This is a genomic window from Pseudomonas sp. PDM13, assembly GCF_025685765.1.
In the GTDB taxonomy this organism is placed as follows: domain Bacteria; phylum Pseudomonadota; class Gammaproteobacteria; order Pseudomonadales; family Pseudomonadaceae; genus Metapseudomonas; species Metapseudomonas solani.
In genome coordinates this window covers 1-15736 of sequence record NZ_JAOTQU010000023.1, presented here as the reverse complement: position 1 = coordinate 15736, position 15736 = coordinate 1, and the positions used below count along the sequence as shown (strand labels likewise).

The window sequence follows — 15736 nt, the reverse complement described above, 5'->3', positions numbered from 1 at the left end:
GAACCAGGTCGAGAAGCCTAGTGCTTCACGAGTCCAGACCGGCGCGCATAGGGAAGCAGCGCTCGTGCTGGAGGTCGGTGCAAACCGACCCGACTGCCGCTGACAGGAGGTAGGCGGCAGGCCCCCGGGGCAACCCACCTGTGAACCTTGGAGATAACAACAATGAAAAGCTTCAAACAACTGGCTCTCGCCGCTGCTGTGCTCGCTGCTCCCTTCATGGCCCAAGCCGACCTGAAAGCCATGGATGACTCCGCTCTTTCCAGCGTTACCGGTCAGGATGGCATCAGCATCTCCGGTAACTTCAACGGCACCATCGGCAGCGTGGTTTACAACGACAAGGAAGGCAGCGCCACCGGCAGCCTGCGCCTTGAAACCATCGCCTTCTCCGGCTTCAACATCTCCGACAGCGCGCCGATCCTGGTTGACGTGATCGACGGTGGCTCCGCCGCCGGCGCCAGCGACAAACTGCAGATCACCCTGCCGACCATCACTGGCGAGCTGAGCGTCGGTGCCATCCGCATGGGCGACGCCTCTGCCGCCAGCATCGGTTCCCTGGCCGTCAGCGACCTGAACCTGGCCGGTACCACCATCAAGGTCTGGGGCCACTGATAGGTCGCTCCATCCTGTGATGCGGAAGGTCCCGTCGGCTTCGGCCGGCGGGCCTTTCTTTCGTAAGCCCTGCATTTCGGAACGGCAATGATCGAGATCCTGGTCGGCAGTCTGCTGGGGTTGTTCGGGTTCACCCAGGCCGTGGACACCAAGCCACAGCCCAAGGGCTCCGTGAACATCACCCAGGCCATGGTGCCCAACGGTCCCTACCGGGAGACCGTCAATCCGGAGCCCATGAGCCAGCTGCAGTTCCGCAACGTCATCCGCCAGGCCTATGACTACAGCTGCGGTTCCGCCGCGCTGACCGGGCTGCTGGACTACTACCTCGGGCGCAACCTCGAGGAGCGCCAGGTGATGGAAGGGCTGTTGCGTTATGGCGAGGCCGACAAGATCGTCGAACGACGCGGTTTCTCGCTGCTGGACATGAAACGCTTCGTGGGGGCGCTGGGCTACAAGAGCGGAGGATTCCGGGCCGAGTTCGAGGACCTCGACCAACTGGAGCACCCCGCGCTGGTACCCATTCACTACGGTGGTTTCAAGCATTTCGTAGTGGTGCGCGACGTCTACAACGATCACGTGTTCATCGCTGATCCCGCCCTGGGAAACATCAGCTTCACCCGCACCCGGTTCGAGGAGGTGTGGGATGGGAACGTGCTGTTCGTGATCTACCCGACAGGCAACGAACCGCCAAACGCCATGGCCTTGACCGAGCGCGACCTGCGCCTGGTGGACGATCGTACCGTCAGCCTGCTGGCGTTCCAGCAGTTCCCGCAGATCACCAAATTCACCGAGAACCAGATCGACCAGCTGGGCTCGGGAGGCGACATCCAGTACATAAGACGCAAATAAAAAAACCCGCATAAGTAAGAATAAAACCAGGGGTAAAGGTGCCATGGGAGTGAGGGGATACGCATGGCTGGCCGTGCTGGCGCTGGGCGCCTGTGGGCCGCTGTGGGCCGAGGAGAGCTCGGTGGACGATGCGCGTGAGGCGCTGACCAAGAAGGAAGGGGATGCCGACAGCGCCAAGGCGCTGGAGCAGGTATTCCAGGCCTCGGAGAAGAGCTACACCCTGCTGAAGAAAGGCGAGCGCACGCTCACCTACGGCTTCGATTATTCGTTGGTGCGTGATGTGCAGATCGAACAGGTCCGCACCGGCACCAACGTCTACAGCGTGATTCCCCGCAGCGAAGCCCAGCACACCTTCACCAACTCCTTCACCTTCGACTACGGCATCTGGGACAACCTGACCTTCAGCGTGCGCCTGCCCTTCGTGGCCAAGTACGACACCGAGCGCGACGTCAACGTCTACAGCCTCGGCGACGTATCCGGCAGCCTGCGCTGGCAACCCTGGTCCGCCACCCGCGGGCGCCCGGTCACCACCCTGTTCGCGACCCTCGGCCTGCCCACCGGCGAGAGCCCCTTCGACATCAACAACGAGACGGACCTGTCCACCGGCAACGGCTACTACAGCCTGGGCGTGGGGGCCAACACCTCCTATGTGATCGACCCGGTCGTGCTGTTCGGCTCGGTCGGATACACCTACAACATGCCGGTGCACGACATCCACCAGAACCGTGGCGGCCGCCTGCTGGAGGACGTGGACCCGGGCAACACCCTGTCCCTGAGCATGGGCTTCGCCTATGCGCTGTCCTACGACGTGTCCCTGGCCACCTCCTACCAGATGGCCTACACCACCAAGCCGACCTACACCTTCGGCGACGCGGAATTCGAGGGCACCGAGCAGACCAGCGCGATCATGAACTTCTCGCTCGGCCTGCGGACCTCTCCCGACTACATCGTCAACATCAACGCCGGTTTCGGCATGACCGAGGACTCCCCGGACGTGATGCTGGGGTTCTCCGTTCCTCTGGACATCAAGGGCCTGAAGGCCCAGTAACCGGCGAGGCAGGGACATGACGATGCGAATTTCGCCGCTGGCCTTGGCGCTGGCGGGGTTGGGGGCCGGTTGGGCGGGTGGCGTGCAGGCGCAACTGGCCAACGACCTGACCATTGGCAACCCCAAGGCGATGGCCATGGCCAACGCCGTGACCGCCGACTCCACCGGGATCGACGCGGTGCACTACAACCCGGCGGCGCTGACCAAGCTCAAGGGCCGCCAGACCACGGTGAAGATGATCGCCGGGGTGATGGATATCCGCGCCGAGTTCGACGCACCGGAGGGCTACAATGTCATGGGGTTCACTGACGACCCCGTGGCCAACTCCAGCAGCCGCACCCTGACGCCGGCCATGTACCTGCCCGGCATGGGCGGCATGACCGACATGCCGCTGCTGGTGGCACCCCTGGCGGGCCTGTCGATCAACCCGCCGGGCTCCAAGTTCACCTTCGCCACCAACGTCTATGCACCCATGGCCCTGGGCTATTCGCGGGACTCGGACAGCGATCCGGGCCGTTACCAGGGGCGCGAGGTGGCCATCCAGCGCATCACCTATTTCTCGCCCTCCGTGGGATACCAGGTGAACGACGAACTGGCGGTGGGTCTGTCGGTGGGGTTCTCCCACCAGGCCCTGGCGCTGAACGAGGACTTCCGTAACCCGAGCATGCTTACCGGGTTGGTGGGCTTGCTCAACAAGGTGCTCTGCGAGCCCGGGCTGGAAGAGATGATCGGCACGATCATCAACGTATGCGGTGGTCGATTCGGCCCCTTCGATACCCTGGCCAATATCGACCTGGACCTGCAGCAGTCGCTGTCGCCCACATGGAACATCGGCGTGCTCTGGGAGCCCACCGACTGGTTCGCCTGGGGCGCCACCTACCAGAGCGAGGCGCGCATGCACCTCCAGGGCAAGTACCGGGTGGATTACTCCAAGGACTGGCAAGGGTTCTGGACCGGCTTCCAGGGCGCGATTTTCGGGCAGATCCTCAGCCCGCTCTTCCCTTACGGCAATGTCGACGAGGAAGTGGGCAATGCCAGCCTGACCATGACCTACCCCGACAACTTCTCCACCGGCATCAAGATCCGGCCCTTCGAGCGCTGGCAGTTCAACGCCGACCTGAAATGGAGCGGCTACAGCGACTGGAACGAGTTCGAGATCGAGTTCGACCGCGAGCTGGACGTGCTGCGCATCGCCAAGAACTTCGGCGGTGGCAAGGCCACGGCCACCACCCTGACCCTGGATCGCGGCTACCGCGACACCTGGAGCTGGGCCGTGGGCGCGCAGTACGACGTCACCGACCGCCTGGCCCTGCGCGCGGGCTACGAATGGCGCCCCTCGGCCATCCCTGGTAACAAGGCCGACGTGCTGGCGCCCATCGGCGATGCCCAGCTCTACGGCCTGGGCCTGGGCTATCGCTGGGACAAGGACACCACCATCGACCTGGGCTTCAACTACTTCGTCACCACTCAAACCACCAAGGCCAACACCAGCTGCAACCTCAACTGCACCGGCATCGACAATCTGGTCTACAACCCCTATGCGGGCCAGGACGTGACGACCTCGGTGAAGGCCTACATCGTGGCCATGACCTACACGACGACATTCTGATGAAGACCCGTGCTGCTCTTTTCCTCATCACCGCCCTGGCGATCCAGCCCCAGGTTCAGGCTGCCAGCGGGCGCTACCTGACCTGGATCGACGACAACGGCCGGGTGCACAACAGCTTCGTCGGCGAGCGCTACGGCGAGCAGCAGCGCCAGGCGGCCCAGCGCATCAGCCGCAGCGACCTGGCGCGCCTGCAGGAGCAGGGCGCTACGGGCTGGCCGGGCAGCAACAACGGTGGCGAGCAGAAGCGTCGCTACTTCACCTGGGTGGATGCCAGCGGCAACCTGCAGAACAGCTTCTACGCGGCGGGCCAGGTGCCGGCGGGGCAGCGCGACTACCTGCTGCCCAGTGGTGCACGCTCCACCGAGTACATCGATGCGGATGTGCTGGAAGGGCGCGGTTATTCGCGACCGGAGAACGGCGCGGGCTATTTCACCTGGGTGGACGAGCAGGGGCGTACCCACAACTCCAGGGTGCCGGCCAAGGGTGACGAACCCCAGGCGGAGGAGGGCGCCGGGCAACCGGTGGCCTATACCGAGAGCCGGCAGGTGGAGTTCGAGCGCAAGGCGGCCATCCTGCCGTCGCTGGACGGCCAGCCCAGCGAGGCGATGAAGGCCTTGCTGGAGGGCAGCGAAGAGCGCGACAAGTCGCTCTACCAGGGGCTGGTCGACCAGTGCTGCGGGCAGTTGCCGGAGGGCGATTTCACCGAGCTTTCCGCCGAGGAGCCGCGCTACGAGGAGCTCAACCGCTTCTCCCCCAGCTTCGCCTTCCCCATGGGCCGCAGCTACTACGCGGCCCTCAAGCTGCCGCGTTCCGGGCGCGCCTATGGCCTGCGCATTCGCAGCTTCGCCAACCGCCAGGTGGTCTACCCCTCGATCCTCTTCCTCGACGAGGCCAAGCGCCCGACGCGCCTGGTGAGCGACGCCGTCTACCAGCTGCATGGCGAGACCTGGTACCGCTACGCCTACATCGAGGGCACTGTGCAGGTCCGCGCCAACCAGGGCGAGCGCTACGCGCTGCTGCTCACCACCGACGAGGACCGCAGCCTCAACACCCTCGACAACAAACCCTTCAAGCGCCCGATGCAGGACCTGGCCGTCAGCGAGGCCGGCATGCAGGTACACGAGCACGTGGACGAGGGCGCATTCGAGCTGGCGATCGTCAGGTAGTGGGGCTGAGGGGGGTGGCGTAGGTTGGGTGCAACCCGACGATCCCCTGCATCGAGCCTTCGCGGGTTTCACCCGCCCTACATCTCTGCGCACCTCCACTCCGAATCCCTGGCATGAAAAAGCCCGGCACATGGCCGGGCTTTTTCATTGCAGCAAGGCGGATCAGAGTTCGGCGGGGTGCACGTGGCCGAACAGTTCCTGGGAGAAGCGCACGCGCTCCTCGGGCGTTTCCACGATGCCCTTTTCCTGCAGCTCGGCGATGCGGGCTTCCACCGCGTGGGCGCGATGGGTGAGGCCGCAGTCGTTGGCGATCTGGATGTTCAGGCCGGGGCGGGCGTTGAGCTCGAGGATCAGCGGGCCCTTTTCCTGGTCCAGCACCATGTCGACACCGATGTAGCCCAGGCCGCACAGCTCGTAGCAACCGGCCGCCAGCTTCATGAAGCCGTCCCAGTTGGGCAGCTGCACGCCGTCTACCGCGTTGGTGGTGTCCGGGTGCTTGGCGATCTTGTTGTTCAGCCAGGTGCCGCGCAGGGTGACGCCGGTGGCCAGGTCCACACCCACGCCGATGGCGCCCTGGTGCAGGTTGGCCTTGCCGTTGGACTGGCGGGTGGGCAGGCGCAGCATCGCCATCACGGGGTAGCCCATGAGCACGATGATGCGGATGTCCGGTACGCCCTCGTAGCTGATGCTCTTGAAGATCTGGTCCGGGGTCACGCGGTACTCGATCAGCGCGCGGTCACGGTGCCCGCCGAGGGAGTAGAGGCCGGTGAGGATCGAGGAGATCTGATGCTCGATCTCCTCGTGGCTGATGATCTTCCCGGAGACCGTCTTGTAACGGCCTTCGAAGCGGTCGGCGATCACCAGGATGCCGTCACCGCCGGCACCCTGGGCGGGCTTGATCACGAAATCGTTGCGCTCGCCGATGATCTCGTCGAGCTTGTCGATTTCCTTCTCGGTGGAAATGATCCCGTACATTTCCGGCACGTGGATGCCCGCCTCGATGGCGCGCATCTTGGTGATGATCTTGTCGTCGACGATCGGGTACAGGTGCCGTTTGTTGTACTTCAGCACGTAGTCCGCGTTGCGACGGTTGATGCCCATGATGCCTTTGGCTTCCAGGGCTTTCCACGTCTTGATCAGGCCGAACATGGCTCAGTCCTTCAGGAAGGCTTTGAAGCGGAACAGCTCCGTCAGGCGGTAGCCGCGGTAGCGGCCCATCGCCAGCATGAAGCCCACCATGATCAGCAGCACGGCCGGGAAGGTGAAGATGAAGTAGGTCAGCTCCGGCACGGTCATCAGCAGGTGCGCCAGGGTGGCGGCGAACAGGGTGCCGATGGCGACCTTGAAGGCATGGCCACCGCCACGCTCTTCCCAGGTGATGGACAGGCGTTCGATGGTCATGGTCAGGATCACCATCGGGAACAGCGCCACGGACAGGCCGCGTTCCAGGCCCAGCTTGTGGCTGAGCAGGCTGATGACCGCAATCAGGATCACCACGAACGTCAGCACCACCGATAGCCTGGGCAACATCTGTAGCTTCAGGTGTTCGAGGTAGGACCGTAGTGACAGGCCCAACGCCGTGATGATGGTGAACAGCGCGATGCCGAAGCCCAGCTGCGTCTCGCGGAAGGCGAGGGCGATCAGCACCGGGGTGAAGGTACCCAGGGTCTGCAGGCCACCGAGGTTGCGCAGGATCAGGATCACCAGCACACCGATGGGGATCATGATCATGATCTGGTAGGTCTGCTGGGTCTGCAGCGGCAGGCCGTAGAGCGAGTATTCGAGGAAGTCGGCGTCGGTGTTCTCGTCGGTCAGCTTGGCCAGGCGGATGGCGTTCATCTCGCTGTTGTTCAGGCTGAAGGTCACCTGGGCCTTTTTGCCGCCGTCGACGGTGATCAGGTTGTCGTCACCGGTCCACCACACCAGGCGGTCGGCAGGCAGGCCCTGTTCGCCGGTATCCGGGTTGAAGTACAGCCAGTTCTCGCCGTTGAAGCTGCGCAGCCAGAGCTCGGGGCTCTGCGGCTGGTCGGCGGCCAGGCGGATGGTGTGCACGCGTTCCATCGGTACGTGGGCGATGGACAGCAGCAGCTCGATGGCCTTGGCCTTGTTCGAGGTGCTCTGGTCGCCGGCGAGCAGCAACTTGACGTTGTCGTCGTTCAGGTTGTTGGTGCGCTTGATGGTTTCGCTGATGAAGGTCTCGACGTCGGCCGAGTGCTGGCGGATAGGGGCCAGCAGGGCTTCAGCGGCGATCTTCTCGGCGCCCTCGACCGGGATGCTGTCACGGAAGATCGGCCCCTTGTCCTTGGGCTTCTCGCCGCTGTAGCGCTTGGTCAGCACCAGGCGGTAGTAGAGGGTCTGGTTGCCGTTGGCGCGGCGGGCGGACCAGGTCACCTTGCGGTTGCCGTCCACGCGATTGATGCTCACGCCGTAGTTGTTGGAGATGAAGCTCTCATTGAGGCTGACGTAGTCCCGGTTCAACGGCGGCACGAACATCTGCACCTTGATCGGGTCGCGCGGGCTGGCCTGGAATTCGACCTTGGCGTCGATGTTCCAGAGGTCGTCGGTCTCATCCTCGGTGATCGGGATGCCCTGAATGAAGATCTGGTAGGCCGTTATCAGAATGCCCAGGGTCACCAGCAGGGTGATCAGGACTTTCAGATGCAGGGTAAGAGAGCGCATGTGAGTTACTCGGCAGAGTTTGCGTCAGTGGCACAGCCGGGTTGGCCGGCAGCGTATTTAAGGCTCGGGTCGACCAGTGCATCGAAGCGTTTGAGCGCCTCGGAACCGATCAGAAGCGGGTATTGGAAAGCACTACGGTCGGTGAGGTTCACTTCGATCGTGCGCAGGGCGCTGCCCATGCAGATGTCGAGCTCGATCACCGGGCGCGCGGTGTAGGTCTTGTCTTCATCCGGGTCGTAGTCGCCGGCGCGGCGCTTGATCTTGCTGATACGTGCCAGCGGCCGCTCGATGGGGTGCGCGTGGGCGTCGTCGATGGCCAGGTAGAAGCGCACCCAGGTCTCGCCATCACGCTTGAAGCGCTTGATGTCGCGGGCACTGAGGGAGGCTGTCTTGGCGCCGGTGTCGAGCTTGGCGGCGACCACCAGGTCGAGGCCGGCAAGACGGGCGTATTCGTTCAGACCATAGATGGTCTTGTCGGCGGCGAGGCTGAGGCCTGGCAGTGCTAGCAGGCATATGAGCAATGCGAAGGGCTTGAGAGTCATGAGTCCTTGGGTAGCGTTCGAGGTGCTGATGCCCGATGCCTGGCCTGATGGCCTCGGCGCCTGGCGTACGAGTCTAGCAGCGCCCCGCCAGGCGCATGAGCGGCGCATTCTAACACGCAGGTTTTCCGGGGCGACAGACGCTTATGACGCTTTGTTAAGGCTGTGACGGGTTCAAATGAATTTTTTGCGATCTACGACGATTGTCGACAATGGCTGTGTTTTGGTTTGACTGGACTGCTTGTAGGCGTTAATTTTGCGGGGTGATTTTTCAATGTGTCGACAATCATGCTTGATGCAGCAGAAGCACCCGTCACCCAGGCCGAAGACTCGGAAACCCTCTCCGAGCACGTCTTCCGGCGCATCCAGGCGGCCATCGTCAAGGGCGAGATCGCGCCCGGCAGCAAGATCTCCGAGCCGGAGCTGGCCCGCGCCTATGGCATCAGCCGGGGCCCGCTGCGCGAGGCGATCCACCGCCTGGAAGGGCAGAAGCTGCTGGTTCGCGTGCCCCACGTCGGTGCGCGGGTGGTCTCCCTCAGCCATGCCGAGCTGATCGAGCTCTACGAAATCCGCGAATCCCTTGAGGGCATGGCTTGCCGCCTCGCCGCCGAGCGCATGACCCAGGCGGAGATCGACGATCTGCGTGCCGTGCTGGAGACCCACGAGCGCGACGCCGCTTTCCAGGCCGGCGTCGGCTACTACCAGCAGGAAGGCGATTTCGACTTCCACTACCGGATCATCCAGGGCAGCGGCAACCAGACCCTGACCCGCATGCTCTGCGGCGAGCTCTACCAGCTCGTGCGCATGTACCGCCTGCAGTTCTCCAGCGTGCCCAACCGGCCGCGCCAGGCCTTCGCCGAGCACCACCGAATTCTCGATGCCATCGCCGACCGTGACGGCGAGCTGGCCGAGCTGCTGATGCGCCGTCACATCGGTGCTTCCAAGCGCAACATCGAGCGCCACTACCAGGGCGCCGTCGCCAAACTCCCAGAAGAACAACGAGGTGAGTCATGAGTCAGAAATCCGCCGGCCTGCGCTTCCGCGACGCCATTGCCGAGGAAAGCCCGCTGCAGGTCATCGGCGCCATCAACGCCAACCATGCGCTGCTGGCCAAGCGCGCGGGCTACAAGGCCATCTACCTCTCCGGTGGTGGCGTGGCGGCGGGCTCCCTGGGCCTGCCGGACCTGGGCATCAACACCCTGGATGACGTGCTCACCGACGTGCGCCGCATCACCGACGTCTGCGACCTGCCGCTGCTGGTGGACATCGACACCGGCTTCGGCCCCAGCGCCTTCAACATCGAGCGCACCGTCAAGAACCTGATCAAGGCCGGCGCCGCCGCCGCCCACATCGAAGACCAGGTCGGTGCCAAGCGCTGTGGACACCGCCCGGGCAAGGAGATCGTCTCCTGCGAGGAAATGGTCGACCGCGTGCGTGCCGCCGCCGACGCCAAGACCGACCCGGACTTCTTCCTCATCGCCCGTACCGACGCCATCCAGGCTGAAGGCGTGGACGCCGCCATCGAGCGCTGCCTGCGCTACGTGGAAGCCGGTGCCGACGGCATCTTCGCCGAGGCCGCCTATGACCTGCCGACCTACCAGCGCTTCGTCGACGCCCTGAAGGTGCCGGTGCTGGCCAACATCACCGAGTTCGGCGCCACCCCGCTGTTCACCCGCGATGAGCTGGCGTCGGTCGGAGTGGCCATCCAGCTCTACCCGCTGTCGGCCTTCCGGGCCGCCAACAAGGCCGCCGAAGCCGTCTACACCTCGATCCGCCAGAACGGCCATCAGAAAGACGTGATCGAGCTGATGCAGACCCGCGCGGAGCTGTACGACCGCATTGGCTACCACGCTTTCGAGCAGAAGCTCGACGCGCTGTTCGCCGCCGGCAAGAAATAAGCACTGCAAGCTAGGGATGCAGGGTGGGCCGGGCGGCGATCCGCTTCAGCCCACCGCATCAGCTGAGCGCACCAGAACAAAAAGACTCGAGGAGATACCCGATGAGCACCACCGAAACCACCACTCCGGGCTTCAAGCCGAAGAAGTCCGTGGCCCTGAGCGGCACCGCCGCCGGCAACACCGCCCTGTGCACCGTCGGCCGCACCGGTAATGACCTGCACTACCGTGGCTATGACGTGCTGGACTTCGCCAACCGCTGCGAATTCGAAGAGATCGCCCACCTGCTGGTCCACGGCAAGCTGCCCAACGTGGCCGAGCTGGCCGGCTACAAGGCCAAGCTCAAGGCCCTGCGCGGCCTGCCGGCGGCGCTGAAAACCGCCCTGGAACAACTGCCGCCGTCGGCCCACCCGATGGATGTGATGCGCACCGCCGTGTCGGTGCTCGGCTGTGTGTCGCCCGAGAAGGACGACCATAACCACCCCGGCGCCCGCGATATCGCCGACAAGCTGATGGCGTCCCTGGGCTCGGCCTTGCTGTACTGGTACCACTTCAGCCACAACGGCAAGCGCATCGAGGTGGAAACCGACGATGACTCCATCGGCGGCCATTTCCTCCACCTGCTGCACGGCGAAAAGCCCCGCGAGTCCTGGGTGCGCGCCATGCACACCTCGCTGAACCTGTATGCCGAGCATGAATTCAACGCCTCCACCTTCACCTCGCGGGTGATCGCCGGCACCGGTTCCGACATGCATTCCTGTATCGCCGGCGCCATCGGCGCGCTGCGTGGCCCGAAACACGGTGGCGCCAACGAAGTGGCCTTCGAGATCCAGAAGCGCTACGACAACCCGGACGAAGCCGAGGCCGATATCCGCGCCCGCGTGGAGAAGAAGGAAGTGGTCATCGGCTTCGGCCACCCGGTTTACACCGTGGCCGACCCGCGCAACAAGGTGATCAAGGAAGTGGCGCGCGAGCTGTCCGCCGAGCAGGGCAACAGCAAGATGTTCGACATCGCCGAGCGCCTGGAAAGCGTGATGTGGGACATCAAGAAGATGTTCCCCAACCTCGATTGGTTCAGCGCCGTCAGCTACCACATGATGGGCGTGCCCACCGCCATGTTCACCCCGCTGTTCGTGATCGCCCGCACCTCGGGCTGGTCCAGCCACGTCATCGAGCAGCGCATCGACGGCAAGATCATCCGTCCGAGCGCCAACTACACAGGCCCCGAAGACCTGAAGTTCGTGCCGCTCAAGGACCGCAAATAACCAATCATGGAAAACACCATGAACGACACCGTGAATAGCCAACACCGCAAACGCCTGCCCGGCACTGCGCTGGATTACTTCGACGCCCCCGAAGCGGTCGAGGCGATCCAGGCCGGCGCCTGGGCCAAGCTCCCCTACACCTCGCGCGTACTGGCCGAGCAGCTGGTGCGCCGCTGCGAGCCGGCTGAGCTGGCCGCTGCCCTGGAGCAGCTGGTCTACCGCAAGCGCGACCTGGACTTCCCCTGGTACCCGGCCCGCGTGGTCTGCCACGACATCCTCGGGCAGACCGCGCTGGTGGACCTCGCCGGCCTGCGTGACGCCATCGCCGAGCAGGGCGGTGATCCGTCCAAGGTCAACCCGGTGGTGCCGACCCAGCTGATCGTCGACCACTCCCTGGCCGTGGAAGCGGCGGGCTTCGACCCGGACGCCTTCGAGAAGAACCGCGCCATCGAGGACCGCCGCAACGAGGACCGCTTCCACTTCATCGACTGGACCAAGACCGCGTTCAAGAACGTCGATGTGATCCCCGCCGGCAACGGGATCATGCACCAGATCAACCTGGAGAAAATGAGCCCGGTGATCCAGGCGCGTGGCGGTATCGCGTTCCCCGACACCTGCGTCGGCACCGACTCGCACACCCCGCACGTGGATGCCCTGGGCGTGATCGCCATCGGCGTCGGCGGCCTGGAAGCCGAGACAGTGATGCTCGGCCACCCCTCGATGATGCGCCTGCCCGACATCGTCGGCGTCGAGCTCACCGGCCAGCGCAAGCCGGGCATCACCGCCACCGATATCGTTTTGGCGATCACCGAGTTCCTGCGCAAGGAACGCGTCGTGGGGGCCTATGTCGAGTTCTTCGGCGAGGGCGCGGACAGCCTGTCCATCGGCGACCGCGCGACCATCTCCAACATGTGCCCGGAATACGGTGCCACGGCCTCGATGTTCTACATCGACGAGCAGACCATCGACTACCTCAAGCTCACCGGCCGCGAGCCGGAGCAGGTGGCGCTGGTGGAGCACTACGCCAAGACCCTGGGCCTGTGGAGCAGCGCGCTGAAAACCGCCGAGTACGAGCGGGTGCTGAGCTTCGACCTGGGCAGCGTGGTGCGCAACATGGCCGGCCCCAGCAACCCGCACCGCCGCCTGCCGACCTCGGCACTGGCCGAGCGTGGCATCGCCGACGAAGCCAAGCTCGAAGCGGGCCGTGGCGAGGAAGCCCAGGGCCTGATGCCCGATGGCGCGGTGATCATCGCCGCCATCACCAGCTGCACCAACACCTCCAACCCGCGCAACGTCATCGCCGCCGGCCTGGTGGCGAAGAAGGCCAACGCACTGGGCTTGCTGCGCAAGCCCTGGGTGAAGACCTCCTTCGCCCCTGGCTCCAAGGTCGCCAAGCTGTACCTGGAAGAGGCCGGGCTGCTGGCGGAGCTGGAGCAGCTGGGCTTCGGCATCGTCGCCTATGCCTGCACCACCTGTAACGGCATGTCCGGCGCGCTGGACCCGGTGATCCAGAAAGAGATCATCGACCGCGACCTGTACGCCACAGCCGTGCTGTCGGGTAACCGCAACTTCGACGGGCGCATCCACCCCTACGCCAAGCAGGCCTTCCTCGCCTCGCCGCCACTGGTGGTCGCCTATGCCATCGCCGGCACCGTGCGCTTCGATATCGAGCAGGACCCGCTGGGCACCGACGCCCAGGGCAACCCGGTCACCCTGAAGGACCTATGGCCGAGCGACGAGGAAATCGACGCTATAGTCGCGGCCTCGGTGAAGCCGGAGCAGTTCAAGCAGGTCTACATCCCGATGTTCGACCTGGGCAGCGTGGAGGAAGCGGAAAGCCCGCTGTACGACTGGCGCCCGATGTCCACCTACATCCGTCGCCCGCCCTACTGGGAAGGCGCGCTGGCCGGCGAGCGCACGCTCAAGGGCATGCTGCCGCTGGCGATCCTGCCGGACAACATCACCACCGACCACCTGTCGCCGTCCAACGCCATCCTGCTGGACAGCGCCGCTGGCGAGTACCTGGCGAAAATGGGCCTGCCGGAGGAGGACTTCAACTCCTACGCCACCCACCGTGGCGACCACTTGACCGCCCAGCGCGCCACCTTCGCCAACCCGCAACTGGTGAACGAGATGGTCGTGGTCGACGGCCAGGTGAAGAAGGGCTCGCTGGCCCGCGTCGAGCCGGAAGGCCAGGTGATGCGCATGTGGGAAGCCATCGAGACCTACATGAACCGCAAGCAGAACCTGATCATCGTCGCCGGTGCCGACTACGGCCAAGGCTCGTCCCGCGACTGGGCGGCCAAGGGCGTACGCCTGGCAGGCGTGGAAGTGATCGTCGCCGAGGGCTTCGAGCGCATCCACCGCACCAACCTGGTGGGCATGGGCGTGCTGCCGGTGGAGTTCAAACCCGGCACCACGCGCCTGACCCTGGGCCTGGACGGCACCGAGACCTACGACATCAAGGGCGACGTTTCGCCTCGCTGCGACCTGACCCTGGTGGTCAACCGCCGCAACGGCGAGGTGGTCGAGGTGCCGGTGACCTGCCGCCTGGACACCGCCGCCGACGTCAGCGTGTACAAGGCCGGCGGCGTGCTGCAGCGCTTCGCCAAGGACTTCCTCAAGGCGACCGCGGCCTGACGGGAACGCGGGGTGGGCGAGGCGATGCCCCATGGGTATCGCTTCGCCCGACCCAACCTGCGCAGCGCGTGCAGCCCTTGGGCTGCGTTGAGCGCGGCGATACCCAACAGATTCCAGGATGACGAAGCCATGGCTCATCTACCCCAAGTGAAAGTCCCTGCCACCTACATCCGTGGCGGCACCAGCAAGGGCGTGTTCTTCCGCCTGCAGGACCTGCCCGAGCCTTGCCAGGTGCCGGGTGCGGCCCGTGACCGGCTGTTCATGCGAGTGATCGGCAGTCCCGATCCCTACGCCGCGCACATCGACGGCATGGGCGGCGCCACCTCCAGCACCAGTAAATGCGTGATCCTGTCGAAGAGCAGCCAGCCCGACCACGATGTCGACTACCTCTACGGCCAGGTCTCCATCGACAAGGCCTTCGTCGATTGGAGCGGCAACTGCGGCAATCTGTCTACGGCGGCGGGCTCCTTCGCCATTCACGCCGGGCTGGTCGACCCGTCGCGCATTCCGGATAACGGCACCTGCGTGGTGCGCATCTGGCAGGCGAATATCCAGAAAACCATCATCGCCCACGTACCGGTCACCAACGGCCAGGTGCAGGAAACCGGCGACTTCGAGCTGGACGGGGTGACCTTCCCGGCGGCGGAGATCGTGCTGGAGTTCCTCGACCCGTCGGACGACGGCGAGGAGGGCGGCTCGATGTTCCCCACCGGCAACTTGGTGGACGACCTCGAAGTGCCGGGTGTCGGTACCTTCAAGGCGACCATGATCACTGCCGGCATCCCGACCATCTTCGTCAACGCCCAGGACATCGGCTACACCGGTGCTGAGCTGCGCGAAGCGATCAATGGCGACCCCGAACAGTTGGCGCGTTTCGAGAAGCTGCGCATCGCCGGCGCCCTGCGCATGGGCCTGATCAAGACCCCGGAAGAAGCCGCGACCCGCCAGCACACGCCGAAGATCGCTTTCGTCGCGCCGGCGAAAAACTACGTCACCTCCAGTGGCAAGGAAGTGCAGGCCGGCGACATCGACCTGCTGGTGCGCGCGCTGTCCATGGGCAAGTTGCACCACGCGATGATGGGTACTGCCGCCGTTGCCATCGGCACGGCGGCCGCCATTCCCGGCACCCTGGTCAACCTCGCGGCCGGTGGCGGTGAGCGCAGCGCCGTACGCTTCGGCCACCCCTCCGGCACCCTGCGCGTAGGCGCCGAAGCCCGCCAGGTGGATGGCCAGTGGCAGGTGACCAAGGCGATCATGAGCCGCAGTGCGCGGATATTGATGGAAGGGTGGGTAAGAGTGCCGGCGTAGCCGGAAGCTTCAAGCTCCAAGTTTCAAGCGGCAAGAAAAAGCCCGGGCTCCTTGCGAGGCCCGGGCCATGATTGTCTTGCAGCTTGCAGCTTGCAGCTTGCAGCTTGCAGCTTGCAGCTTGCAGCTTGC

13 protein-coding genes are annotated in these 15736 nt (G+C 64.7%); 10 read left to right on the top strand and 3 right to left on the bottom strand.

Annotated elements, in window-relative coordinates; genetic code table 11:
- Nucleotides 1-162: 162 nt before the first annotated feature.
- From OEJ36_RS22100 to OEJ36_RS22080, 5 genes are all read left to right on the top strand, one after another.
- Entirely contained in the window at nucleotides 163-609 is a 447-nt protein-coding gene (locus OEJ36_RS22100) for a DUF6160 family protein (protein WP_263403373.1), read from the top strand.
- An 87-nt stretch (nucleotides 610-696) separates the two neighbouring features.
- Nucleotides 697-1458: a C39 family peptidase gene (locus tag OEJ36_RS22095; protein WP_021220332.1), complete on the top strand. Its 762-nt coding sequence runs from the start codon at nucleotides 697-699 to the stop codon at nucleotides 1456-1458.
- A gap of 43 nt (nucleotides 1459-1501) precedes the next feature.
- Nucleotides 1502-2506 carry a transporter gene (locus OEJ36_RS22090; RefSeq protein WP_263403372.1) on the top strand — a complete coding sequence of 335 codons (1005 nt, stop codon included), beginning with the start codon at nucleotides 1502-1504 and terminating at the stop codon, nucleotides 2504-2506.
- 16 nt (nucleotides 2507-2522) lie between these two features.
- On the top strand, nucleotides 2523-4115 hold the full coding sequence (locus OEJ36_RS22085) for an outer membrane protein transport protein (protein WP_263403371.1): 1593 nt from the start codon (nucleotides 2523-2525) through the stop codon (nucleotides 4113-4115).
- Nucleotides 4115-5281, top strand: a complete 1167-nt coding sequence (locus tag OEJ36_RS22080) for a MalM family protein (RefSeq protein ID WP_263403370.1) — start codon at nucleotides 4115-4117, stop codon at nucleotides 5279-5281. The genes OEJ36_RS22085 and OEJ36_RS22080 overlap by 1 nt, the downstream gene beginning before the upstream one ends.
- 162 nt (nucleotides 5282-5443) lie before the next feature.
- Here OEJ36_RS22080 and OEJ36_RS22075 read toward each other — a convergent pair whose 3' ends face one another.
- From OEJ36_RS22075 to OEJ36_RS22065, 3 genes are read right to left on the bottom strand one after another with little or no spacing between them, the layout of a single operon-like run.
- Nucleotides 5444-6430, bottom strand: a complete 987-nt coding sequence (locus OEJ36_RS22075; RefSeq protein WP_043243282.1) for an alpha-L-glutamate ligase-like protein — start codon at nucleotides 6428-6430, stop codon at nucleotides 5444-5446.
- Between the two features lie 3 nt (nucleotides 6431-6433).
- Nucleotides 6434-7960 (bottom strand): inactive transglutaminase family protein, encoded by a 1527-nt coding sequence (locus OEJ36_RS22070; RefSeq protein ID WP_263403369.1) that lies wholly within the window; start codon nucleotides 7958-7960, stop codon nucleotides 6434-6436.
- A gap of 5 nt (nucleotides 7961-7965) precedes the next feature.
- Entirely contained in the window at nucleotides 7966-8502 is a 537-nt protein-coding gene (locus OEJ36_RS22065; protein ID WP_263403368.1) for an ATP-dependent zinc protease, read from the bottom strand.
- A 285-nt stretch (nucleotides 8503-8787) separates the two neighbouring features.
- On the opposite strand from OEJ36_RS22065, the gene OEJ36_RS22060 reads away from it, so the two are divergent.
- The 5 genes from OEJ36_RS22060 (at nucleotide 8788) to prpF (ending at nucleotide 15607) form a co-directional block, all read left to right on the top strand.
- Nucleotides 8788-9513, top strand: a complete 726-nt coding sequence (locus tag OEJ36_RS22060) for a GntR family transcriptional regulator (RefSeq protein WP_184489306.1) — start codon at nucleotides 8788-8790, stop codon at nucleotides 9511-9513.
- Complete coding sequence (prpB, locus tag OEJ36_RS22055; RefSeq protein ID WP_021220324.1) at nucleotides 9510-10397, top strand: methylisocitrate lyase; 888 nt, start codon at nucleotides 9510-9512, stop codon at nucleotides 10395-10397. Before OEJ36_RS22060 ends, prpB begins: the two co-directional genes overlap by 4 nt.
- A gap of 101 nt (nucleotides 10398-10498) precedes the next feature.
- Nucleotides 10499-11659 (top strand): 2-methylcitrate synthase, encoded by a 1161-nt coding sequence (gene prpC / locus OEJ36_RS22050; protein ID WP_263403367.1) that lies wholly within the window; start codon nucleotides 10499-10501, stop codon nucleotides 11657-11659.
- A 30-nt stretch (nucleotides 11660-11689) separates the two neighbouring features.
- On the top strand, nucleotides 11690-14299 hold the full coding sequence (acnD, locus tag OEJ36_RS22045) for a Fe/S-dependent 2-methylisocitrate dehydratase AcnD (protein ID WP_263403445.1): 2610 nt from the start codon (nucleotides 11690-11692) through the stop codon (nucleotides 14297-14299).
- 129 nt (nucleotides 14300-14428) lie between these two features.
- Nucleotides 14429-15607 carry a 2-methylaconitate cis-trans isomerase PrpF gene (gene prpF, locus OEJ36_RS22040; protein WP_263403366.1) on the top strand — a complete coding sequence of 393 codons (1179 nt, stop codon included), beginning with the start codon at nucleotides 14429-14431 and terminating at the stop codon, nucleotides 15605-15607.
- Nucleotides 15608-15736: the final 129 nt, after the last annotated feature.